This is a genomic window from Shewanella oncorhynchi (assembly GCF_030848765.1).
Lineage (GTDB): Bacteria > Pseudomonadota > Gammaproteobacteria > Enterobacterales > Shewanellaceae > Shewanella > Shewanella oncorhynchi.
Window position 1 is genome coordinate 3,747,052 of the sequence record NZ_CP132914.1, and the last position, 24,105, is coordinate 3,771,156.

Consider the following 24,105-nt stretch of genomic DNA (forward strand, 5'->3'; position numbering starts at 1 on the left):
CTTACGGATATAGTCGGGACATAAAGCACACTTTTTGCTAGATTGTTTTTAAAAATGGGACATGCTTAATAAAAATAAAGGAAATCTAATGAAGCCCTATCAAACTACACTTCTCTCGAGTCTTTTAATCGGGGGGTTAAGTGCGTGCCAAACTCAAGTAGAAACTGCCCCTAATAAAATCATTCAATTACAACAGGCAGCATTATCTTCGCAATTAAGCTATGACTTAGTCGAATCACTCACGGTCGAAGTGGGTCCAAGACTTGCAGGTAGTCCAAAGGATATCCTCGCCGTTAACTGGGCGATAAATAAACTGACCAGCCTTGGTTTTGACCGTGTTTATAAAGAAGCCGTACAAGTGCCAATTTGGGAGCGCGGTGAAGCCAAAGCCAAAATCACCGTCCCTGTAGAACAGCCGTTGGTCATTACTGCGCTTGGTGGCAGTATTGCGACTCCTGCTGGAGGTATACAAGCTAAAATCGCGCGCTTTGATAGCCTAGAGGCATTACAACAAGCCAAGCCTGAAGAGGTGCAAGGTAAGATTGTTTTTATTGACCAAAAAACAGAGCGCCATATCACTGGTGAAGGTTATGGTAAAAGCGTTGGTGGCCGCTCGAAAGGGGCAGTCGCTGCAGCGCAAAAAGGCGCAGTTGCTATCGTGATCCGCTCTATTGGCACAGATCATGACCGCATGGCCCATACTGGCATCATGCGCTACCAAGATGGCGTGCCTAAAATCCCCGCGGCTGCCATGTCAAATCCCGATGCTGATTTGGTTGGTGCATTACTAAAACGCGATCCTAATGCCCTGCTCGAATTGCATATGTCGCCAAAAAACTTAGGTTTTAATACTTCCTACAATGTCATTGCCGAAGTAAAGGGCAGTAGTAAGCCCAATGAAATAGTGCTCATTGGTGCTCATTTAGATTCCTGGGATGAGGGTACTGGCGCGATTGATGATGGCGCTGGTGTCGCCATTGTGACGGCTGCAGCCAAGCATATTCAAGATCTCCCCATAAAACCCGCTCGCACTGTTAGAGTCGTGCTATATGCCGCTGAAGAAGTTGGGCTCGTTGGCGGTAAAGCGTATGCAGAGGCTCATAAAGCTGAATTACCGCTGCACTACATAGCTGCAGAGTCTGATTTTGGGGCCGGTAGAATTTATCAAATCGATACTAAAGTGAATGAGAACATATTCACCGAAGTACAGCAAGCGCTCAGCCCTATGTCATTCAATGGCGTTGCACTGGGCAATAACCAAGCTTCTGGCGGGCCAGACGTGTCTATGCTCCCTGCCTTAGGTGTTCCAGTTGCATCCTTGAGGCAAGATGGCCACGATTATTTCGATTACCATCACACACCGAATGATACCTTAGATAAAATCGACCCTGCCGCATTGGCTCAAAACGTCGCCGCCTACGCACAATTTGCTTATATCATGGCAAATTCAACGGTGACATTAACGCCTTTAGTCACCCAATCTGAAAAATAGGCCATCAATGATATAGAGAACAGCATTAGCTGTTCTCTATCAATTAACATCTTACCGATATTTCGCTATTGCTCTTCACGTAAAAACGTTGGATTTGTTGGGGAACTCTGCTCTTCACTATAATAATAACCAGCAACATTAAATGCTTTTAATTCATCTAAAGTGTTAATTTGATGAGTAATGAGATATCTCGCCATCATGCCTCTAGCACGCTTAGCAAAAAAACTGATCACTTTATATTGACCATTTTTACAATCTTTAAATATGGGTGAAATTAATTGCCCTTGAAGTTTTTTAGGCTTTATTGCTTTGAAATATTCATTAGATGCAAGATTGACAATAATATCACTACTCGTTTCAGCAAGCGTTTCATTTACCGCTTGAGTTAACGTCTCTCCCCAAAACTCATATAGGTTTTTACCTTTAGGATTAGAAAGTGCCGTGCCCATTTCTAAACGATAAGGCATAATTAAATCCAGCGGTCTGAGCAAACCGTAAAGTCCAGATAAAATACGTAGTTGTGACTGAGTTCGAGCAATTTCATCTTCAGACAATGTATCAGCATCAAAGCCAGTATACACATCGCCTCTAAAAGCAAAAATGGCCTGTTTTGCATTATCTAAACTAAAATCTGGCCGCCACTCCCCAAAACGTGCCGCATTTAAACCCGCAATTTTATCGCTCACCTTCATTAAAGTGGCGATGTCTGTAGGGGTCAATTGCCGACACACTTGGATCAACTCCTGACTATAAGTTAAAAAATCAGGTTGTGAATACACCTGCGTCAGTGGCGGCTGTTCAAAATCTAAGGTCTTCGCCGGCGAAGCCAATATCAACATCAAAAACTCCCAACAGAAACAAAAATACATGCCTATGATACTGAACGAACATAAAAAAACCACGCTTTAACAGCGTGGTCTTTTCGATTACAACAATCAGTAATGCCTATTCTCGATGCGCTAGGCTAACTAAAGCTTTTTAGCCGGCACGAGACTGGTATCTTGCCAAATATCATCATCAAGCTGATCCATCAACTCAGGAAATTTACTACGATCGAATTCTGGAGTCTTACCCGCGTTGATCTGTTCGCGATAATCATTAATAACGCGAATTGCCAGGCCCGATAATAGTAATAGAGCAACAATGTTTACCGTCGCCATCAACCCCATCGAAACGTCAGCCAAGTTCCACACTAAACTTATCTTAGCGACGGCACCAAACATGACCATGCCAAGCACGCACAAACGGAATAAAGGCAGTGCTTTGGTACTATTTCCCATTAAGTACATCACATTTGTTTCAGCGTATGAGTAATTGGCTATGATGGATGTAAAGCAGAATAAGAAAATAGCCACCGCAATAAATGCGCCACCCCAGTCGCCAACATGTGCAGACATGGCATTAATGGTTAATCGAATCCCATCATCACTCGAGCCAATATCCCCTGATAGCAGGATTATCGCAGCCGTTGCAGTACAGATAACGATAGTATCCGCAAACACACCCATCATCTGCACAAAACCTTGGGATGCTGGATGATTAGGGTTAGGCGATGCACTTGCCGCGACATTCGCCGCACTGCCCATACCCGCTTCGTTCGAGAAAAGTCCGCGAGCAATACCCGCTTGCATTGCCTGCGCGACAGTATAAGCCACGCCGCCAGCGGCAGCCTCTTGCCAACCAAAAGCACTTTTCACAATTAAGCTAATAATCGCAGGTAATTGTTCTAGGTTGAAAATAACGATAATGAAGGCTACAAGAATGTAGGCTAAGGCCATAATGGGGACAAGAAATTCAGATACTCGCGCGACTTTACGTAGACCACCGACAATCACAAATCCACTGGCAATCACTAGCCCAATCCCTACATAGGTTGGATTAAAACCAAATACTCGCTCCATGGCACCGGTAATAGTGTTAGCTTGTACTGCATTGAATACTAAACCAAAAGCAATGATCAAAAAGACAGCAAATAAAATGCCCATCCATTTCTGACCCAATCCTTTTTCCATGTAGTAGGAAGGACCACCGCGGAACTGGCCATTATGATCTCGGACTTTATAAACCTGCGCTAAGGTTGATTCAACCATAGCAGTCGCCATACCTAAAATAGCGATAAGCCACATCCAAAATACTGCACCTGGACCCGCTGCACCAATAGCAACAGCAACACCGGCCATATTACCAGCACCGACACGGGCTGCCATACTCGTACAAAAGACTTGAAATGAAGAAAGACCGCTATCGCAACCTTGCCGACTCATGGTCATAACTTTGATGGAATGTTTAAAGTGGGTTAACTGAATAAAGGCAAGTCTAATGGTGAAATAGAGACCAGCTCCTACTAGTCCATATACTAACAACTTACCCCAAAGTAGCGCATTCAAAAAATTAACTATGGTTTCTAACATATTATTTTACTTCTTCCCGTAGCAAATGCTCCTCTAATTGCAATTAAAGGTACAACATCTGTGGTGAATGAATCCTTCCAAGTTAAAGGTAAGAATTTCGGTAGATTTATTTTTTCAAATTATCCTTCCGTGAATTTACAACATCACGGCTACCGAATTCAACGCAGCAAAATAGCACAGTATTCGAAATTGCTCATGTGATCAAGCTCGCGTTTGCACAGTTAAACGGCATTGACATCACGTCTTACAACACTAGCTAAGCTACTGTTAAAGCTAGATTAACAAAAGGTCTAAGTTGAGCTATTATTTTTAACAGCAAAAACAACTTTTAAAATTTGGATGTAGGGCACATTTTTGTAATAAAACTACAAATATAGTAACCCCATAGAAACTTCAATCATCTCTTGTTTGTTTTAGTGAGGCTTAACATGACACAAATACATGAAATCAATGCTCTGAAAAAGTATGTCAGAGCGACAAACTTTCTTGCGACCTCGCAAATTTACCTCAAACAAAACGTCTTACATAAACGTCCACTTGCCCATACTGATATCAAGCCACGTTTACTTGGCCATTGGGGTACCTGCCCAGGTATTAACTTTGTCTATGCCAACATTAACCGTTTGATAGTGAAGCATAACCGCTCTTTTATCTATTTAGTCGGTCCAGGCCATGGTTTTCCCGCTGTACAAGCAAACTTATTCATTGAAGGCTCTTTAAGTCATTTCTACCCAGAAACTATTCCCTACAATGAAACTGGCATCGAAGATATTTGTAAGAAGTTTTCTGCCGCTTATGGTTATCCTTCACATGCAAACCCTGAAGCACCTGGACAAATTCTTGAAGGTGGCGAATTAGGCTACTCACTCTCAGTAGGCTGGGGAGCAGTATTAGATAATCCAGATCTGATCGCAACCGTCTTAATTGGTGACGGCGAAGCAGAAACGGGACCATTAGCCGCATCTTGGTATGCAAACCGCTTAGTTTCACCAGCGACCAGCGGTGCAGTATTGCCAATTGTGCACATTAACGGCTATAAGATTTCCGGTCCTACCCGCATGGGCCGTATGAGCCATGAAGAACTGGATCTTGAATTCCGTGGTCTTGGCTATTTCCCCATCATAGTTGATAACGAATTAGAAGAAGATATCTATGTGCAGATGACAAATGCCATGGATACCGCTTATACCATGATCAATGACATTCAACGTCGAGCACGCAGTGGCGAAGACGTAGTTAAACCAAAATGGCCAGTCATTTTAATGCGCACAGCCAAAGGTTGGACTGGTGTCAGTGAATATAAAGGTAAGAAATTAGAAGGTAACTGCGAATCGCATCAAGTAATCGTCAATAAATGTGCCACTGATAAGGGCCATTTAGATGCACTGGATAATTGGCTTGCCAGTTACGACTTCCAAGAACTCTATCAAATGAATGAAAAAGGCGAACTGATTTTTGATGCCGACATTTGTTCATTAATCCCACCCAAGCAACTTGCCTGTGGCCGTCAACATTTAACCTATGGCGGGGAAGTTGTTAGAGCATTAACCAATCCAGATCTTGAAAAACTCAGCTATGGTCCAGAAGTACCACGTGGTCAACGTGGCTATTCAATGTTAAAAATGGGCGAATGGATGCGCGATGCATTCAAGTTAAACCGCGACCAACGTAATCTACGTATTTTTAGTCCTGACGAAACCTATTCAAATCAACTACAAGCTGTATTTGAAGAAACCGATCGTGCATGGCAGTGGCCAATTGAGAGTTGGGATGAAGATATGTCCCGTGAAGGTCGAGTCATTGAACTGCTTTCTGAAAACTTACTTTTTGGCATGCTACATGGTTACACAGTAACAGGCCGCCACGGCATGCTACCCACCTACGAAGCATTCTCACAAGTTATCTCATCGATGGCCGATCAGTACTGTAAATATGTCTACGCCAGCCAAGGCGTACATTTCCGTAAGCCACTGCCAGCCTGTAATGTCGTATTATCTTCATTACTTGAGCGCCAAGATCATAATGGCTATTCACATCAAAACCCATCTTTCCTTGGGGCTATGCTGGAGAAACATCCAAAAATAATCTCGGCTTACTTACCCGCAGATGCCAACAGCACATTGGTTTATACAGAGCGAGCCTTCGCAGACCGTGACAAACTCAATATTCTGGTTGCAGGTAAAAAAGAGTTACCACAATGGCTAAGCTTGGAAGAAGCGCGTAAACAAACAAAAGACGGCGTAATGGTGTGGGATTTTGCCTCAGATGAGAATCCCGATATTGTGCTGGCAGGTTGTGGTGATTATGTCACTCAAGAATGTATGGCTTCTCTAGTATTAATCAGAGAACTCCTTCCAAGAGTGAAAATCCGCTTCGTTAGTGTCACTGAATTAAGCAGTGATGGCTTAGGTAGCCGTAAATTTAAAGAAAAACCTTGGTTAATGGACGAAATATTTACTCAAGATAAAGGCGTGGTATTCAACTACCATGGTTACCCAAATACAATCAAAAAGTTAATTTTTGATTACAAAGGCAGCCGTCGCTTCAGAATTAAAGGCTACGAAGAAGAAGGTTCAACAACAACGCCATTTGATATGGGTGTTCGTAACGGTACATCACGCTATCACCTTGTAATTGATATGGCTTACAAGCTGTTCCAACAGGGCGTTATTGATGAAACTATGCACGTTTCTATCACCACTGATATGCTGCAAAGATTAGTTGACCACCGCAACTATATTAAAGCGAATGGTGTAGACCCAGTAGAAATCGAAAATTGGGTATGGACACGTTAATAGAAACATCTAATTAACATTAGGTTGTAATTTAAAGGCATTCTTCGGAGTGCCTTTTTTGCATTAAAAATACCAGTTACGGAATGGCAACCTTTAAAAGGTTGATCTTAATACTGGAAAAAGTTAACAAACCAAGTGATAATTAACCGCTGGCTAAAATATCAAAGGATCCCCACACTAAGTGCTAGCAATGTTTTGCACAAAACCAGCAAAGCATATTGGTGGAGAATCATAATCAATGGACGTAAATAAAATGATGAAGAACACATTAAAAGTAGTATTACTGACATCTCTGCTTCCACTCGCAGCCAGCGCATCTCAGGAACTTACACCTTGGTATGTTGGTGCAGGTTTGGGTGTTAATAACTATGAGCACGTTGCCACTCAGAACGGTGAAGACAGTCCATACGCTTGGGATGTTTTCGCAGGCTATATGTTCAACGATTACTTCGGTGCTGAAATCGGCTTCCGTGATTTAGGTAATGCAGATTGGACTGAAGCAGGTATCAGTAATGATGTCAGCGTTAAAGGTTCAACATTAGGCTTAGTGGGCATTTGGCCTTTGGCTAACCGTTGGAGCTTATCAGCTGAAGCCGGTGTGATGTACTATAGCCTTGAAAACAGCCAAAACTTCAATAACCAATCCACTTCTTACAGTGATTCCGACTTTGCTCCATACTTGGGTGCAGGCGTTGGCTATAACTTCACTGATAACTTGAAGTTACAAGCTAAATACCGCCGTTATGAAGGCTTAGATGACAATACAAGTGGCTTAGTTCCAGTCAATGCAGATAGCAACTATTGGGGCTTAGAATTAAGCTACCGCTTCGGTTCTGCTGCTGTTGTAGCTCCAGTTGCCGCGGCAGTCGTTGCAGCAGCACCTGTTGATTCTGACAACGATGGCGTTTACGACGACAAAGATCAATGTCCAGCAACACCAGCAACTCACAAAGTTGACTCTGTTGGCTGTACTATCTATGAAAACGTGAAGAACAAAGAAGACGTAGGTTCAATCCAGTTTGCTAACGATTCTGCTGTAGTTAAAAATGTTTACTACAAAGACATCGAAAGATTAGCTAACTATTTGAACAAAAACCCAGCTTTCACTGTTGAAATCGCAGGTCACGCCTCAAATGTAGGTAAACCAGAATACAACATGGAATTGTCTGACAAACGTGCTGACGCCGTTGCCAAGATTCTTGTAGAGAAATATGGTATCAGCGGAAGCCGCGTAACTTCTAACGGTTACGGTGTTACTCAGCCATTGGTTGCTGGTGATTCAAAAGAAGCTCACGCTGCGAACCGTCGCATCGAAGCTATCGTGACGACCACAACAAAACAACCTGTTCTGAAGTAATAGTACTTACTGAAGTAAAAAAGTCGCTGCTTGCAGCGACTTTTTGTTTTTGTGGGGTATACACTAGGACAAGCGACGCCCTCTACTGCAGCCAAGATGATAGCCCATAGCTCGAGCCATACCTTAATAGACATAAAATTGTCATTTTTGTAATTTTTTTACATTCAAGGTTGGAAAAGTTGGCAAAATCGCTTCTAATAGTCATCAGTGAATTCCGAGTTAAAACTGCTACCTGAGAAGGATGTTTTTCATGGCCAATACATTAGAGCAACTCAAGTTATATACCACTATCGTCGCTGACACAGGCGACATCGAAGCGATTAAACGCTACCAACCTGAAGATGCGACCACTAATCCATCACTCATCTTGAAAGCGGCTCAAATTCCTGAATATGAATCCCTTATAGATAACGCTATCGACTGGGCAAAATCACAAAGTACCGATCTCGTGCAGCAACTTGATGATGCCAGCGACAAACTCGCGGTCAATATCGGCGTAGAAATACTGAAACTCGTTCCTGGCCGTATTTCAACTGAAGTTGATGCCCGTTTATCATTCGATAAAGAAAAATCAATCGCTAAAGCCCATAAATTGGTTCGCCTATATAAAGAAGCGGGTGTAGATAAATCACGCATTCTGATCAAACTTGCTTCAACTTGGGAAGGCATTTGTGCCGCTAAAGAACTAGAGCAAGAAGGCATCAACTGCAACTTAACCCTACTATTTAGCTTTGCTCAAGCGCGTGCGTGTGCCGAAGCGGGTGCTTATCTCATTTCTCCTTTTGTAGGCCGCATACTTGATTGGTACAAAAAAGATACAGGTAAAGATTACACTGCCGTAAATGACCCTGGTGTCATTTCAGTGACTGAAATTTATAACTACTACAAACAACACGGTTTTGACACTGTTGTTATGGGTGCAAGTTTCCGTAATATCGGTGAAATTATTGAGCTAGCAGGTTGCGATCGTCTGACCATTGGCCCTTCTCTATTAGAAGAACTGGCTAATTCGCAAGTTGACATCACACCTAAACTGGTTGCAGCAACGACCACTGTCGCTGCAGAACCCCCATTGACTGAAGCACAATTCCGTTGGGACTTTAACCAAGATCCAATGGCGGTTGATAAGCTTGCCGAAGGCATTCGAAACTTTGCGATAGACCAAGGTAAGCTCGAAGTCATGCTCACGGCTAAGCTCGCGAACTAAGCACTCTGGAGACGGTGAAATGACACTCTTGACCCAAAGCTCAACATGGCAAGCTTTATCAGCACACAGTAAAAATATTCCGCATATGCGGGAATTGTTTGCAACTGACGCGGCACGTTTCAATAAAATGTCGCTATCAGCCTGTGGTTTATTACTGGATTACTCTAAAAACAGAGCAACAGCGGAAACGCTGGATCTGTTATTTGCGTTGGCAAGCAATAGCCAACTTGAAGCAAAAATCAAAGCGATGTTTGCAGGTGAAATCATTAACACCACAGAGAAGCGCGCCGTACTGCACACAGCGCTTCGCAGTACTGCAGAACAATCGATTATTGCTGAGGGTCAAGACATAGTTCCTGAAGTTCAACAAACTCTAGATAAGATGCAAGGGTTTGTGAACTCAGTGACGTCAGGTCAATGGAAAGGTTACACAGGTAAAGCGATAACCGATATTGTAAGTATTGGTATTGGCGGCTCTTTCCTAGGCCCCAAAATCGTCTCTCAAGCGTTGCGCCCTTATTGGAACCCCGAATTAAATTGTCACTTTGTGGCAAACGTCGACGGGACTTCTATTAGTGAGAAGCTGAAGTTACTGGATCCTGAAACGACCTTGTTCATCATGTCATCCAAATCTTTCGGGACACAGGAAACCTTAACTAATACCCTCACCGCAAGAGACTGGTTCCTAGCGAAAGGCGGTTTGCAGTCTGATGTGGCAAAACACTTTGTCGCAGTCACTTCAAACGTGGCAAAAGCGACAGATTTTGGTATCGATGCAAACAATATTTTCCCTATGTGGGATTGGGTTGGTGGCCGTTACTCTCTCTGGTCAGCGATTGGCTTGCCGATTGCACTTTTGATCGGTATGGATAACTTCAGGGCTCTACTCACGGGTGCGCATCAGATGGATGAGCACTTCGCCACAGCCCCACTGACTGAGAATATGCCGGTTATCATGGGATTACTCTCCCTATGGTACGGAAACTTCTTTAATGCTCAGTCCCATGTCGTATTAACCTACGATCATTATCTGCGAGGCCTACCCGCTTACTTCCAGCAGCTCGATATGGAAAGTAACGGTAAGTCAGTCACCTTAAATGGTACTGATGTTGACTACAGCACAGGTCCCGTCATTTGGGGGGGCGAAGGCACTAATGGCCAACATGCCTACCACCAGCTATTACATCAAGGTACCGCACTGATCCCTGCCGATTTCATTATGCCGCTGCAAAGCCATAATCCTATCGGTGAGCACCATGACCAATTAGCGTCAAACTGCTTCGGTCAAACCCAGGCCTTAATGCAAGGTCGTACTTTTGATGAAGCTTTAGCCGAACTTGCTAATAGCGCATTATCCGCCACAGAGAAGCAGCTGATCGCTCAACATAAAGTCATGCCTGGTAACAAGCCGAGCAACACCTTACTTATGGATAAGCTCACTCCAAGTACCCTAGGCGCTTTAATTGCCTTGTATGAACATAGAACCTTCGTTCAAGGTGCTATTTGGGATATCAACTCCTTCGATCAATGGGGTGTAGAACTCGGTAAGAATCTCGGTAACGATGTGTTAGCACGCATTGGCGCAGAGCAAGATTCCGATGCTTTAGATGCCTCAAGCAACGCATTGATTAACCTTTATCGACAAGGCAAAATCTAATCGAACAAAAAGCCAGCAATTGCTGGCTTTTTAATTCTACCCCGTTCTTTTTATTAAGTTTTCCTGCTTAACTCCGCTCTACTTCTGCATATAACATCAATGACATATCACTCAAAGTTCATTTCAACTTAACACAAATGAAACATAATTCTTGCACCCTGTTTTAAAAATATGTTATTTAATCGCTGACAAAACATACAACAACAGGAGGTTGCCATGGATCGTTTAGATTATGGTTGTGCGCTAGATGAAGTCGTTGAAAGACCCGATCGTTCGCGAGGCTCCAATAAAAAGCGTAAATGGCGTGAAATCGAAGCGTTAAAAGATAAGCATCGTTTGCTCAAAGAACTCCAAGAAATCGATAATAACTTTAACTACGACATTGATGCTATCCAGTTGTAATTACATGTTTATATGAGCTAGTTATCATTTCAAACATGAATAGAAAAGCGCCCTTCGGCGCTTTTTTTATTTACAACTATTGGAGAAAACAGAATATAAGCGGGGTATGGCCTTACGAGCCGGAGCTTTAAAAACACATCAAAAAAACCAGTAAGTTACGATAAAAACCAACGTCATCAACACCGATAATACTTTACAAATCCCAACCAACTTTGGCTCACGAGACATCGCAGTCGGAATCAAAAATCTACTCCTCAACCGTATAAAAACAACAGCTTAAGCCCACCAACATGGACCCAATAAACTAAAGAGTATTAGTCAGATGCTGTGAGATAAACCCGTAAATCTTCGAATTCTTTCTGCTCTCGATCAAGAAACAAAGGATCATCGATCAGCGATTTCTGACACTCTAACTCAATAACTTGCCAATCTTGCTCAGTTAAACTTTTGGCTAACAAAGGAAATATTTCCCGTTCCTCCATCTGCATATGTCGCTCTTGCAATGCGACATACTCTGCAAAATCAACAATCAGTTTCTCGCGGGCAACCACAATATCACTGAGGATCAAGTTTAAAGTCGCCATCAAGGTGGCCGAGGATTGGATCACCGACTCATGTTCGGCACTCAATTTATCGATAGTATCGTTCGTTTTATGGGCTAGGTAGTAGGCATAAATAATGTCTTCAATGGGATGATGGCAACGTTCAGCATATCCTTGCATATATTCAACAATATCGCGCACGACGCTGAAGTTGATTGACTCACCTTCGGATAGTTTCATCTGCTTGTTTTTTAAAACATTTAGCAATACAGCTATATGTTTATGATCATGCATGAGTCTTTTAAGCATAATGCCTCCTGAATATGGGTCTGACTATTGATACTAGCCAAGTCGTGAACTAACACCAATATAACAGGCTAAAACCTGTTCACTTTATGACGTTGATCAAGTAAATCACATACCAAACAGTAAACAGACCACAAACATTAGCACGTCTCGGCATATTTCAGGGAAATTTAGCTGTTTATCTCACCACTTTGCGATTTCTAATCACTTTTTTATTCGTAAATACCACAACCACATAGTTATTTGGCAAGCTGATGTAATTGCTGTTGTAGCTTTTTAAACTCAACTCTTAATACTTGCTGCGATTCGATGAACTGTGCTTCATCGACATCCTTAACTGCAAGATACGGGTAATCCTTGAGCAGTTTTTGTTCAAGCACAAATGCTTGCTCAGTCTCCTTCGCTTCGATAAGGACTTGTAACCGATGTAAATACTCAGTCAATGACACTTGGTTGATTTCAGCAGGCTCAGATAATCTTGGTGCATTCATAGACCTTGCAGCGATAGCGGGGCTAATTGCATCCTGCTGCTCAGTTGCTCCCAATGCGGCTTTAGCTTGCTGCATTTCCGTCTGTCTTTTATGTTCAGCTACAGCTTCTGTTTGCATGTTTAAAGATTGCATCGCTTCAGTATCAGCCATTCTTGCCATCGTTTGTGGCGCGGGGGCACTCATCACCATAGGGCTTGGAACAAGTGTATCTTCGACTTGAGGTCGATTCAGCACCAGCAGACCAACAACAAGCACTAACGATGCCGCGCTCGATAACGCCAAAGGATGGCGTCGCCAGACAGAACTTGGCGCTTCAACGGCGGTTATTTTGCTTTGATGCATTTCAGCTAAGTGAGTTTGCGCCAGCTGTAAGATATCTTGATCAAGTTGCTGCGGTGGAACCTCTAAGGCCTGTTGGCGATACCAAGCCAGCACTTCCTGTTGTAATGCGCGCTCATCAGCACTTGAAGAAGAATTACTCATGACCCGCCTCCTGCCATTTCGCGCTGACACAATCTTTTAGGCTTTGGTAAGCATAACGAATACGGCTTTTAGTCGCTTCTAAGGTCACGCCCGCAATGTCGCTAATGATGGCAGCCGTAAAACCCATTTCAATATTCAGGATAAATGCCTCTTTCTGAACTTGGGGTAACAGTGCGATACAGGTCTTTAGCAATAAGCTCTTTTGCGCTTCTTGCCACTGCACATCGGGTTTATCTTGCTCACCCGCCACAAAAGTATCGAGCCCTACATCATCTTCATCAGTAGCGACAAAATCCACGGGCTTAACCGCCCGCACATGATCAATCAATAAGTTATGAGCGATACGATACAACCAGGTAGTAAACTTAGCACTGGCTTCGTAGTTAGCCGCAGCGCGGATCACCCGCCCCCAGGTTTCTTGATACAAATCTTCAGCTAACTGCTTATCACCTAACTGGCGTACAAAGTAGCGATAGAGTGCACCTTTGTGCTTCAGGTATAACTGTTCAAATGCTTTTGAATCGCCCTTGGCATAGCACAACATCAATTGCTCATCTGAGTGCTCATGGTTTGATAATTGCGCTATTGCTAATGCCACGGGAAATTCCTCATCATTGGGGTTAGCCCCACGAATTTACTTTTACTATTGTAATCTCTCATTGCGCGTATTGCTCTTGTCTCTCACTGGCTCGCCATGAAGCTTATCTTGGGGAGGAAAAGGTTTATCCGTACCATCGAATACCTTCTTAATCGGCACATGATTAGATTGCTCTATGGCCGCGGCGGTTTCCATTAATTGCACAAACTCATGGCGATATCCAAAGGGATCGTCCCCTAATGCCGAACGTGCTAACTGGCTTAACTTAGTATAATCAAATTGATGTAGATAATGGCTGCCATTCAGTAATAGCCCTAATCCTGCAACCGCTGCTGCAAATCTAAAATCATCACTCGCTTGTTCTAACAGCTTAACATTTTGGTCTAACCTGATGGGATAACTCAGTAACTGACTCTGTGTTTGCTCTGGCAGCTTATATCTCAGTTTAAGGAAAGCGATTTCTTCACGGCTGTATTTTTCTTGCCCCGTTTGAGCATCAACGCCATATCTGAGTTTATCATTCGCCATCTGCCCTGCTTCAACATATCTTAATTCATATAAGGCAGTCACTGTATGACCCGCGCCAATTTCGCCCGCATCCACCTTATCGTTGTTGAAATCCTCCCGTGCTAAAGCACGATTCTCATAACCGATTAGACGATACTCAGACACTAAGGCCGGATTAAATTCCACTTGCACTTTGACGTCTTTAGCAATAGTGAACAAGCTTGAACTTAACTCGTCCACCAGCACTTTTCGAGCTTCATTCAGGGTATCGATATAGGCATAGTTACCATTGCCCTTATCCGCTAATTGCTCCATGAGTTGATCGTTGTAATTCCCCAAACCGAACCCTAAGGTTGTCAGGCCAATACCATGATCTTTTTCCTTCTCAATCAAGGCAATCAAATCATCAAAATCTGTCATACCAACGTTGAAATCACCATCCGTCGCGAGGATGACTCGATTAATACCATGGGGGATGAAATGCTTTTTCGCCAATTGATAAGCTTGTGTGATTCCTTGCCCACCATTGGTTGAACCACCTGCGCTCAATTGCTCTAACGCATAGGTTAAAGTTTGAGTGTCATTACCCGACGCGCCATCGAGCACTACACCAGCAGCCCCTGCATAAACCACAATAGAGACTTTATCCTGCGCGCTTAATTGCGCCGTCAGCAACTTGAGTGCTGTTTGCAGTAAAGGCAATTTATCTGCAGATGCCATAGAACCTGACACATCGAGCAAAAAGACTAAGTTACTGGCGCCTAACTGAGATTTAGGTAAGTCATACCCTTTAAGACCAATCCGTAACAGCATCATGTCATCGTTATAAGGGGATGGCGCAAGCTCTGTCGTAACGCTAAACGGCGCGGTATTTTTAGCAGGTAAGGGATAATCGTAGGCAAAATAATTAAGCATTTCTTCGACTCTGACTGTACCTTTCTCGGGCAAGCGCCCTTCCCTCAGCATCCGCCTTAAGGTGGCATAACTGCCAGTATCAACATCGATGGAAAAAGTCGATACTGGGATTTCTCCTGCCACCATGATGCCATTTTGCACCAGCGGCTCGAATTTATTTTGTGCTAACGGAATAGCGGCATAGTCTGACGGCGTTGGGGTAATGTTCATTCCCATCACTGCACCATGGGTAGACATTTGCATCGGCGCCGCGACTCTGGCCATCTCAATCTGAGTAGCATCACGCATTTCAGCACGGCGTAGTGACACTTCTTTATGACTCTGCTCGGCTTGCAGCTCCGCTTGTCGTTGTTGAGCCTCAGAGCCTTTACCGCCACAGGCCGTTAAACTCAGCATGACTAAGAATAAAGCTGCGCTATTGCTCGCCGATATGCTGGCGTTTCCCCAAGGTAATAAGGAATGTGCAATGGTTTTCTGGGAGTATATTGTTTTCATATTGAATGCCTTTGATGTTGACCTAAGGCTGTAAACGGCGCAAATGACTAAAAGGGTTAAAGTATCAAAATATTTTACAAACCACTCTTAAATGAGAATCAAACAGCCTCCAAGCACACTATTTATACAAAACAAAGTATTTTCAATCGTTTTTGCAATCAAGCTCACACTGCGTCTTGTATCAGGTCACTAAAATAGAAGCTTGTTACTCGCCTCGCTATGGGACCCACTCGTGTCACACTCAGCTCATTTGTTTTCCCTAAGAATCGCCCACGCACTCACAGAAGCTTGCGTGAAGGATAAGTATTCGTTTAAACGTTTTGGGCAAGATCTTCTTGCAGGTCTCACTGTCGGCATTATTGCCATTCCGTTAGCAATGGCATTAGCCATTGCCAGTGGAGTAGCACCTCAATACGGTTTATACACTGCGATTGTCGGCGGTTTTATTATCGCCATATCTGGCGGCTCACGTTATAGCGTGTCAGGCCCGACAGCGGCATTCGTAGTATTGCTCTATCCGATAGCCCAACAGTTTGGTTTAGCAGGATTATTAATCGCGACTGTGATGTCCGGAATGATACTCGTCGGCATGGCAATGCTGCGACTTGGCCGATTAATTTTGTATATCCCTGAATCCGTCACCTTAGGCTTTACCGCGGGGATAGGTGTCGTCATCGCTACCTTGCAGCTCAAAGATTTTTTCGGACTCGAGATAGCCCAGATGCCAGAGCAATATCTGGCTAAGTTGATGACATTAGCTCAAGCGCTACCCTCGGTGCATTTACCTAGCCTACTGGTAGCATCCGCGACCTTAGCGACTATGCTACTTTGGCCAAAGCTCAAAACACCCGTGCCAGCGCACCTTCCGGCAATCATACTCGGCACTATGTTCGCCTTGGTTCTCAATGCCATGGGTGCAGATATAGAAACCATAGGAACCCGTTTTCACTATCAACTGAGTGATGGCACCACAGGCATGGGAATTCCTGCCGTATTACCCAGTTTCGAATGGCCTTGGCTGCAAGCTGGCGCGAATGGTCAATCCTTTCAGTTTAATCTCGCGACCTTTCAAGCCTTATTACCTGCCGCCTTTGCCATTGCCATGTTAGGCGCAATTGAATCACTACTTTGTGCAGTGGTACTCGATGGCATGACAGGTAAACGTCACAGTGCCAACAGTGAATTACTAGGCCAAGGTATAGGTAATATCATCACACCGTTTTTTGGTGGTATTCCGGCCACTGCAGCAATTGCCCGTAGCGCGGCAAACGTCAAAGCGGGCGCTCAGAGCCCGATAGCGGCGATGATCCACGCCATAGTAGTCTTAATTGGTTTAGTCGCCTTAGCGGGCGTATTAGCTTATTTGCCCATGTCAGCAATGGCTGCCCTGCTACTTGTTGTAGCTTGGAACATGAGTGAAGCCCACAAGGCACTACATTTAATTAAAACTGCGCCCACCAGCGATATCATGGTTTTTGTCAGTTGTTTTTCATTAACGGTTATTTTCGACATGGTGATCGCCATCAGTGTAGGAATTATCCTTGCTGCATTGCTGTTTATGAAAGAAATTGCTGAGATGACAAAGCTTTACGATATCAGCACCAACAAGCGTTATGTGGATCAAGAGCTACCTGCCGATTGGGCTGTCCTCAAAATTAACGGGCCGCTATTTTTCGCTGCTGCTGACCGCATTTTCTCCGAAATCGCGAGTCTCACTGAAGATAAACAAGTGATAGTGCTTTATCTCGATGGAGTATCTATTCTGGATGCGGGAGGATTAGCCGCACTGACGAAGCTGATTGAAAAATGCAAAGCGAATAAGACTAAGCTCATTATCGCCGATCTGCAGTTCCAGCCCATCCGAACACTGGCGAGAGCGAAGATCCAGCCAATTGAAGGTGTATTGAAGTTTTACTCGACCCTACGTGAGGCAATGACAGAAGCGCCAGTTATCACTCAGCAAACTGAAATCACTGCGGATAAGCAGACAGAGTAAACCAGTAGCACGATCTCAGGGCTTAATGTTGCTGACTTATCTCAAAGGCCAACCTCAGTGTTGGTCTTTTTTATTGCTCAATTACCTCACCTATTCATCGCCGCGACAGACGTTTTTTCACATGCAAAAACGGGCAGAAATCGCTAGGATCATGGTATTATTCAGCGCCATGATGCTAGCTACCGATGACGGCTAGACAAGCATCAACTGTACCTAGACCTGAAACAAGGTCAAAATATAATTAAAATTAGTGAGTTAAGGAGTTATCATGCAAGCCCTTGTTGCTGTTGTTATGGGTTCTAAAAGTGATTGGCCCACGATGGAAGCCGCCGCTGAGATAATGGATAAACTGCAAGTGCCTTATCATGTTGAAGTGGTTTCCGCCCATAGAACGCCAGATAAACTCATGGAGTTTGCAGCCTCTGCCGCCGAACGTGGTTTTAAAATCATCATTGGTGGCGCCGGTGGTGCAGCGCACTTACCCGGTATGATCGCCTCTAAAACTCGCTTACCCGTATTAGGTGTACCAGTCCAAAGTAAAGCCCTGTCAGGTATGGATAGCTTATTGTCTATCGTTCAAATGCCAAAAGGCATCGCCGTCGGCACCTTAGCCATAGGTACAGCGGGCGCATTCAATGCGGGATTATTGGCCTGCCAAATCCTTGCGAATAACGATGCAGAATTAGCGGCTCGTGTTGACGCTTTCAGAGAAGAACAGACCCGTGCGGTACTGGACAATCCAGACCCGAGGGAAGTCTAATGACCCAGACAAACACTAAACCTAAGGTTTGGGTATTAGGTAATGGTCAGCTGGGCGCCATGTTGACCCACGCTGGTGAGCCATTAGCGATTGAAGTTAACGCCGTCGATATCATGACACCTACGGATGACATTCTGCCACTCGCGCCCCACGACATTATTACCGCCGAGCGCGAACAGTGGCCAGAGTCCGCGCTGAGTTTACAACTCAGCTCACACCCCCATTTTGTTAATGGTCCGGTATTTAGCCGTTTAGCCGACCGTTTTAGCCAAAAGAGTCTACTCGACCAGCTCAGCGTTCCCACGGCGCCTTGGACCTTAGTCGACGATAACACCCAAGTCGATACCCTGTATCAACATTATGGTCCTAGAGTCTTGATGAAACGCCGTACCGGTGGTTATGACGGTAAAGGTCAACATTGGCTTAAACAAGCCGAAGTGGGCGATATTCCAAACGATTGGCGTAACCTTGCGATTGCTGAGCAAGCGATTAATTTTGATGAAGAAGTATCATTGGTTGGCGTGCGTACTCGCGAAGGCGAATGCGTGTTTTATCCGCTGACGCTGAACTTGCATCAGGACGGCATTTTAATGGCGTCGATTTCGCCACTGGCACGCTTAACCCCCTTGCAAACCCAAGCCGAAACTATGCTCAGCGCCATTATGCACGAGCTTGAATACGTCGGCGTGATGGCGATGGAATGCTTCCGTGTTGGCGATGAGCTACTGGTGAATGAGCTGGCGCCGCGAGTGCACAACTCTGGGCATTGGACCCAAGCCGGAACCCATATGGATCAATTCCAGCTGCATCTTAGAGCACTTTGCGGAATTGCGATCCCACAGCCACAAGTGAATTTTCAGTGTGTTATGGTCAACCTTATCGGTATCGATAATGACCCTCGCTGGTTAAGTTTGCCCAATGCAGAGTTGTACTGGTACAACAAAGAAGTTCGCCCGGGTCGTAAAGTCGGACATTTAAACCTATCAGTGCCAAATCAAACTGTGCTCAACCAGAGCATAGCCGCACTGCAAACTTGGATGCCAATCCAATACCAAGCACCATTAGCTTGGATATTGGCAGAATACGCAGAAAATTCGCGTTAATTCAGTATTTAGTACCAAAATCACTGATATGAAATTGTTCACAGTTTCATATCAGTTTATATTTCAATTTTCGTTATATACTTAACTGAACTCAGTGTGAATACGTTAGTGATGTATAGCATTCAATGATTACTAGCAATGACACAGATAAAGGAATAGTCGAGTGAAATTAAGGGATAATTTCAAACGTAAGACCATAGATCGCTTAGATTATCGCTATCATCTGCTACTGCTTATAGTGCCGATATGTCTATTCATCCTGCTGTTTATCTTTAATGCACCCACAGAAAATTGGACTATCCTGCCCTTACTGTTTGTTTGCATCATTTATATTTTTGCCTACAGCCTAATTTACTATTTGCATCAGGGTCGTTTAACTCGACTATGGCAGCATTTAGAGCAAGTCGTCACCATCAACGATGCCATCTATGAACTCGCCCATCTCTCGAGCCATTATAAAAATGAGCATGCCTTTCTGGACGCCTTACTCAATAAAGCCGTGTACGTGATTAATGGTGCCGAAATGGGCAGCATCATTAAAATCAACGAGGTGAATAATAAACTGTATTTTGAATCTGTCGTGGGGCTCGATTTAGCAAAGCTCAGACAACTGGATTTTACCTTAGAGCAAACTTTTGAATATCGACTCACTGAAGGGAGATGCGATCAAGTGGTGGTCATCAATGATATGAAGAATATCAATGCGGCTAGCACCTTAACGGAAGATGATCAGAAAGTGTTACTCTCAGTGTCGAAGCAGCCGATACGCTCAACCCTGTCTAGCCCTATTCGTATTGATGGCAAACTGTATGCCATGCTAAATCTCGATAGCAGTAGCCTTGGCGCCTTTAGCGATTACGACCGCAATCTTGTCTCTATCCTAACTCACGAAGCTAGCAATGCCATTGCGCTCTATCAGAAGTCACTGCAGATCACTAAACTAGCCAATTTTGATCCATTAACAGGACTTTATAATCGAAAGAATTTTGAAGATGAACTGCACCACTGGCAGCACAAACCTCACTTAGGCAGTTTTTTAATTATTATCGATATGGACAATCTCAAGTCCATTAATGATGCCTATGGGCACCAGATGGGTGATGTTGCCATCAAGCGAACAGCCACCGCCATGCTCGCCTATTGGCAAAATAAAGGCATTATTTCCCGTTTTGGTGGCGATGAGTTTGTCGCTTTATGCCATGGGCCGTTAGCTCAAATTGAGCAGGATTTAGATGATATGCGCAAAACCTTGAATCAAGGTTCAGAGCTTAGCCTAGGTTTTAGTTTTGGTATCGCCCCCTTCGAAGCCGATTGGTATCAATCCTTTAAGACTGCAGATCATGCTATGTATGAGCAAAAGCGTGCGAAGAAAAAAGCCATTCAGGCATTAGAAACCTTCGCAGTGAAAGCGCAATAAATCAATTGAAGTCAGGTGCTACAGCCGATGTCAAAAGGCTAATATCAACAATCAGTAAGCGTCGGAGTTTAAGATTTGAGTTTAAGATTTGAGTTTACTATCTCGATTAGCTATCTCGATTAAATATCTAAATTGAACACCGACAGTCAGCCATTCTCACTTAAGTGGCTGACAATGATATAGAAACGTAATCTTAACCAAAAAATAAACGCCACAGCCAAGATGAATCTAAATCTTCTTGGCAGGTTTTATATTGAGCCGCGTAGCGTTTCGACCTCGCATCCACCTTGTTCGCCACTTTCACTAACCACGCCTTAGATTTGTAACTACCACGGCGATAACCGCCCCAGCCCTCGTGATAATTAAGATACTGCGCCCGCGCATCCCATTTAGATACGCCATTTATCTTATGGGTTTTGCTAATAAACCAGCCCATAAAATCCAAGGCATCATCGAAATCACTGCGGCTCGACCAACTGTTTCCCGTCTCACGCACATAATCATCCCACGTCATGGTCTTAGCCTGCGCATATCCATAGGCATCACTAGCACGGCCAATAGGGATAAAACCTAAAAAGTATTCCATCGGTGGCGCGGCATTGTGCTTGAATGAGCTCTCTTGATACATCATAGCTAACGGCACATGCACTGGCACACCCCATTTATCACGGACATCTTTAGCGGCATCGTACCAATCTCGGTGTTCTTGAAATATCTCACACAAATTTTCGGGAGACTTAGGCGGAGATGTCGCACAACCTGACAAGATGCCGAGACTTGCGCAGAGTAAGATAGCGGAGAACTTATTCATTAATATCATGTTCTTTGGAAAGTTAGCTCGCGCCATGATGTCATAGACTCAGGCTGAGGCAAGCATAAAAAGCCTTTTTGCGCTTAGAAGATCTCAGCGCTAGGGGCTAAATCAATATGACTTAAATCGAATGTAGCTGGCTTACCACTTGAGCTTAACACTTTAGCTATTTCGTTTCGGGACTCAACTCAAACTGACACTCATGATCTTCTTGCTGCCACACGCCGGGTTCCCAATACGCAGTGTCTTTACCCATATAACGCTTATCGGTGTGAAATAACGCACCGATATGATAACGCTGATGACTTTCGACATTGAGCTTGAATACTTTGGGTGTCCGCGCGGCAAGCGTGACTGACAAACTTGGATCATCAATCAGCTCCGCAACGGTAAATTCATATTCGCCAGGCGCTAACTGATAATTAGGCTTAGAAACGACTGCCTGCCCGTTTAAATGGGTCACCACCACTCGATACCAGTGAGTACTGGTATCGGGCTGCAAATAACCCGACACAGTACCACAGCCCAGTGGGTCTTCAGGTGACGCGGCGCAGCCAGATAACAAGGCACTGAACCCAATCAAAGCTGCGCGGGCACGTAGGCCAGTGAAAGAGAATAACCCCTCTTTCACAACTTCACTCCAAAGTAATCTTCCAGATAATCATCGAATGAAACTGCACTCTGCGCCGCCTCTAGTTCAGCTTGCTTGTTAAGCGAACTGGATGCTTCAGCTTGATACTGCGCTATGGTCTCACTCGACAAGGGATAATCGATAAAGTATTGATAGTATTGCTGCGCTAACGTCATTACCCACTGACCATGATCTTGGCCCTTGTTGATCACGTTTTGCAGTACTTGTCCCGACAGGGTTAAATTCGGATCTTCAGCCGCTTTACGCCAATGGGCCAAAGCCACTTGATAATCCGTCCCCTCACCATCGAGCAATACTGCCAAAGGTTGCAAAGCATCAAACAACTCTTCTAACCAAGATTTAAGCGAACGTGAACCGTCTGCGGTTAATAACTCAAGCCCAGGTTTACGGCCTTCAAGCACCACAGCTTTAAGATTTGCGCTTAATCTCGCCTCTTCGCTCGCCTCAGACTTAGGCGACTGCGTTAATAAACAATAGAGTAGGAATAAATCGAGGAAACGCACTTGTGTCGCCTCAATGCCAACCGGGCTAAATGGATTAACATCCAACGCTCTCACTTCAATGTATTCCACCCCAGCACGGGCCAAAGCTTCAGACGGTTTCTCGCCACTACGTGTGACCCGTTTCGCACGGATTGGCGAGTAGAACTCGTTTTCAATCTGCAATACATTGGCATTAAGTTGACGATACTCACCATCGACTTTAACGCCGATATTAGCAAAGTTTGCTGAAGGCATTTTAGTGGCAGCATTCACGCCAGCCAGATACTCAGGCAAAGAGTTATAGCTGATATTTAGATCTTCTTGCTCTTTGTTGGTGTAGCCTAAATCACTCATACGCAACGAAGTAGCATAGGGCAGATACAGAGTTCCATGGCCCGTTTTTTCAAACTTGAGGTCGGTTTTTTGATCTTTAATAAAGGAGCTACATAACGCTGGCGAGGCACCAAATAAATAAGGAAGTACCCACACTAAACGGCGATAGTTACGGATCAAGCCGAAATAGGATTCTGAAATAAAATCATCGTAAGTTAACTGTTTATCACTTAACTCATACAGGCTTTGCCATAATTCTTGCGATACCGAAAAGTTAAAATGCACCCCAGAGATGATCTGCATCAGGGCGCCATAACGATAGGTTAACCCCTTACGATACAAGGTTTTCATCATGCCAGTATTCGATGAGCCATAGCGGGCAACGGGGATCTGTTGCTCATCTTTCACATAGCAAGGCATGCTCACGGGCCACAAACGCTGACCATTTAAGTGGCGCACGCTGAAGGCATGAGTCTCAGTTAACCCAGTGAGAAGTTGCTCAACATTGTGATTTACTGGCGTAATAAACTCGAGCAAGGCTTCACTGTAATCCGTCGTAATACGTGAATGCATTAACGCCGAGCCTAATGCTTCGGGATGCGAGTCTGTCGCGAGATAACCAAACTCATCAATCCGCAACGCCTCACGTTCTATGCCACGTAACATACCCAAGAGTGCTGTGCGCCCATTGGCGTCCGAGAGATGTTGTACTAATTCATTGAATGACTTCAATTTGCGCTTCTCTAATTGGTGATTCGCTATCGCGACAAGGTTAACAGTCAGACCTTTATTTTGAGGCTTATCTTGCAAAATATGCCTCAAAATAAATCTAAACCTGTCTGTGGGGCAAGCCAAATTCACACCTTGTATGATTAAAAGCAGACGGTGACAGC

At 44.3% G+C, this 24,105-nt stretch carries 19 protein-coding genes; 10 read left to right on the forward strand and 9 right to left on the reverse strand.

From position 1 onward, the window contains the following. Positions 1 to 88 precede the first annotated feature (88 nt). Positions 89 to 1,492, forward strand: coding sequence for a M28 family metallopeptidase (locus RA178_RS16720; protein ID WP_263209563.1), 1,404 nt, complete (start codon positions 89 to 91; stop codon positions 1,490 to 1,492). Positions 1,493 to 1,557: 65 nt separating this feature from the next. On the opposite strand, the gene yaaA is transcribed toward RA178_RS16720, so the two are convergent. After that, positions 1,558 to 2,331: a peroxide stress protein YaaA gene (gene yaaA / locus RA178_RS16725; RefSeq protein ID WP_306682907.1), complete on the reverse strand. Its 774-nt coding sequence runs from the start codon at positions 2,329 to 2,331 to the stop codon at positions 1,558 to 1,560. A 129-nt stretch (positions 2,332 to 2,460) separates the two neighbouring features. Then, a complete protein-coding gene (locus RA178_RS16730; RefSeq protein WP_113941318.1) occupies positions 2,461 to 3,903 on the reverse strand; it encodes an alanine/glycine:cation symporter family protein in 1,443 nt (480 codons plus the stop codon). A gap of 428 nt (positions 3,904 to 4,331) precedes the next feature. Between RA178_RS16730 and RA178_RS16735 the strand changes: the two genes are divergently transcribed. The 5 genes from RA178_RS16735 (at position 4,332) to RA178_RS16755 (ending at position 11,321) form a co-directional block, all read left to right on the forward strand. Further along, entirely contained in the window at positions 4,332 to 6,698 is a 2,367-nt protein-coding gene (locus RA178_RS16735; protein ID WP_105249944.1) for a phosphoketolase family protein, read from the forward strand. A gap of 253 nt (positions 6,699 to 6,951) precedes the next feature. Further along, positions 6,952 to 8,055, forward strand: coding sequence for an OmpA family protein (locus RA178_RS16740; protein WP_371134937.1), 1,104 nt, complete (start codon positions 6,952 to 6,954; stop codon positions 8,053 to 8,055). A 250-nt stretch (positions 8,056 to 8,305) separates the two neighbouring features. Further along, the gene (tal, locus tag RA178_RS16745; RefSeq protein WP_219252018.1) at positions 8,306 to 9,262 is read left to right on the forward strand and encodes a transaldolase; all 957 of its coding nucleotides are present in this window, start codon (positions 8,306 to 8,308) and stop codon (positions 9,260 to 9,262) included. 19 nt (positions 9,263 to 9,281) lie between these two features. Then, positions 9,282 to 10,919, forward strand: a complete 1,638-nt coding sequence (pgi, locus tag RA178_RS16750; RefSeq protein ID WP_306682910.1) for a glucose-6-phosphate isomerase — start codon at positions 9,282 to 9,284, stop codon at positions 10,917 to 10,919. Between the two features lie 216 nt (positions 10,920 to 11,135). After that, positions 11,136 to 11,321 carry a DUF3545 family protein gene (locus tag RA178_RS16755; protein ID WP_006080618.1) on the forward strand — a complete coding sequence of 62 codons (186 nt, stop codon included), beginning with the start codon at positions 11,136 to 11,138 and terminating at the stop codon, positions 11,319 to 11,321. Between the two features lie 314 nt (positions 11,322 to 11,635). Here RA178_RS16755 and RA178_RS16760 read toward each other — a convergent pair whose 3' ends face one another. From RA178_RS16760 to RA178_RS16775, 4 genes are all read right to left on the reverse strand, one after another. Beyond that, positions 11,636 to 12,172, reverse strand: a complete 537-nt coding sequence (locus RA178_RS16760; protein ID WP_105249947.1) for a hemerythrin domain-containing protein — start codon at positions 12,170 to 12,172, stop codon at positions 11,636 to 11,638. 236 nt (positions 12,173 to 12,408) lie between these two features. Beyond that, the gene (locus RA178_RS16765) at positions 12,409 to 13,143 is read right to left on the reverse strand and encodes a hypothetical protein (RefSeq protein ID WP_306682912.1); all 735 of its coding nucleotides are present in this window, start codon (positions 13,141 to 13,143) and stop codon (positions 12,409 to 12,411) included. Further along, a complete protein-coding gene (locus tag RA178_RS16770) occupies positions 13,136 to 13,741 on the reverse strand; it encodes a sigma-70 family RNA polymerase sigma factor (protein WP_212601281.1) in 606 nt (201 codons plus the stop codon). Before RA178_RS16770 ends, RA178_RS16765 begins: the two co-directional genes overlap by 8 nt. A 45-nt stretch (positions 13,742 to 13,786) precedes the next feature. Then, on the reverse strand, positions 13,787 to 15,658 hold the full coding sequence (locus RA178_RS16775) for a vWA domain-containing protein (protein WP_306682914.1): 1,872 nt from the start codon (positions 15,656 to 15,658) through the stop codon (positions 13,787 to 13,789). A 232-nt stretch (positions 15,659 to 15,890) separates the two neighbouring features. On the opposite strand from RA178_RS16775, the gene dauA reads away from it, so the two are divergent. From dauA to RA178_RS16795, 4 genes are all read left to right on the forward strand, one after another. Next, positions 15,891 to 17,654, forward strand: coding sequence for a C4-dicarboxylic acid transporter DauA (gene dauA / locus RA178_RS16780; protein ID WP_306682916.1), 1,764 nt, complete (start codon positions 15,891 to 15,893; stop codon positions 17,652 to 17,654). Positions 17,655 to 17,922: 268 nt separating this feature from the next. Then, positions 17,923 to 18,414, forward strand: coding sequence for a 5-(carboxyamino)imidazole ribonucleotide mutase (gene purE / locus RA178_RS16785; RefSeq protein ID WP_028760937.1), 492 nt, complete (start codon positions 17,923 to 17,925; stop codon positions 18,412 to 18,414). After that, on the forward strand, positions 18,414 to 19,517 hold the full coding sequence (gene purK / locus RA178_RS16790) for a 5-(carboxyamino)imidazole ribonucleotide synthase (protein ID WP_306682918.1): 1,104 nt from the start codon (positions 18,414 to 18,416) through the stop codon (positions 19,515 to 19,517). The genes purE and purK overlap by 1 nt, the downstream gene beginning before the upstream one ends. Before the next feature lie 163 nt (positions 19,518 to 19,680). Next, positions 19,681 to 20,934 carry a GGDEF domain-containing protein gene (locus RA178_RS16795; RefSeq protein ID WP_306682920.1) on the forward strand — a complete coding sequence of 418 codons (1,254 nt, stop codon included), beginning with the start codon at positions 19,681 to 19,683 and terminating at the stop codon, positions 20,932 to 20,934. A gap of 193 nt (positions 20,935 to 21,127) precedes the next feature. On the opposite strand, the gene RA178_RS16800 is transcribed toward RA178_RS16795, so the two are convergent. From RA178_RS16800 to gshA, 3 genes are all read right to left on the reverse strand, one after another. Beyond that, positions 21,128 to 21,745 (reverse strand): transglycosylase SLT domain-containing protein, encoded by a 618-nt coding sequence (locus RA178_RS16800; protein WP_306682922.1) that lies wholly within the window; start codon positions 21,743 to 21,745, stop codon positions 21,128 to 21,130. A 166-nt stretch (positions 21,746 to 21,911) separates the two neighbouring features. After that, positions 21,912 to 22,376 carry a hypothetical protein gene (locus RA178_RS16805; protein WP_263185987.1) on the reverse strand — a complete coding sequence of 155 codons (465 nt, stop codon included), beginning with the start codon at positions 22,374 to 22,376 and terminating at the stop codon, positions 21,912 to 21,914. After that, the gene (gene gshA, locus RA178_RS16810) at positions 22,373 to 24,022 is read right to left on the reverse strand and encodes a glutamate--cysteine ligase (protein ID WP_263185986.1); all 1,650 of its coding nucleotides are present in this window, start codon (positions 24,020 to 24,022) and stop codon (positions 22,373 to 22,375) included. Before gshA ends, RA178_RS16805 begins: the two co-directional genes overlap by 4 nt. Between the last annotated feature and the right edge of the window lie 83 nt (positions 24,023 to 24,105).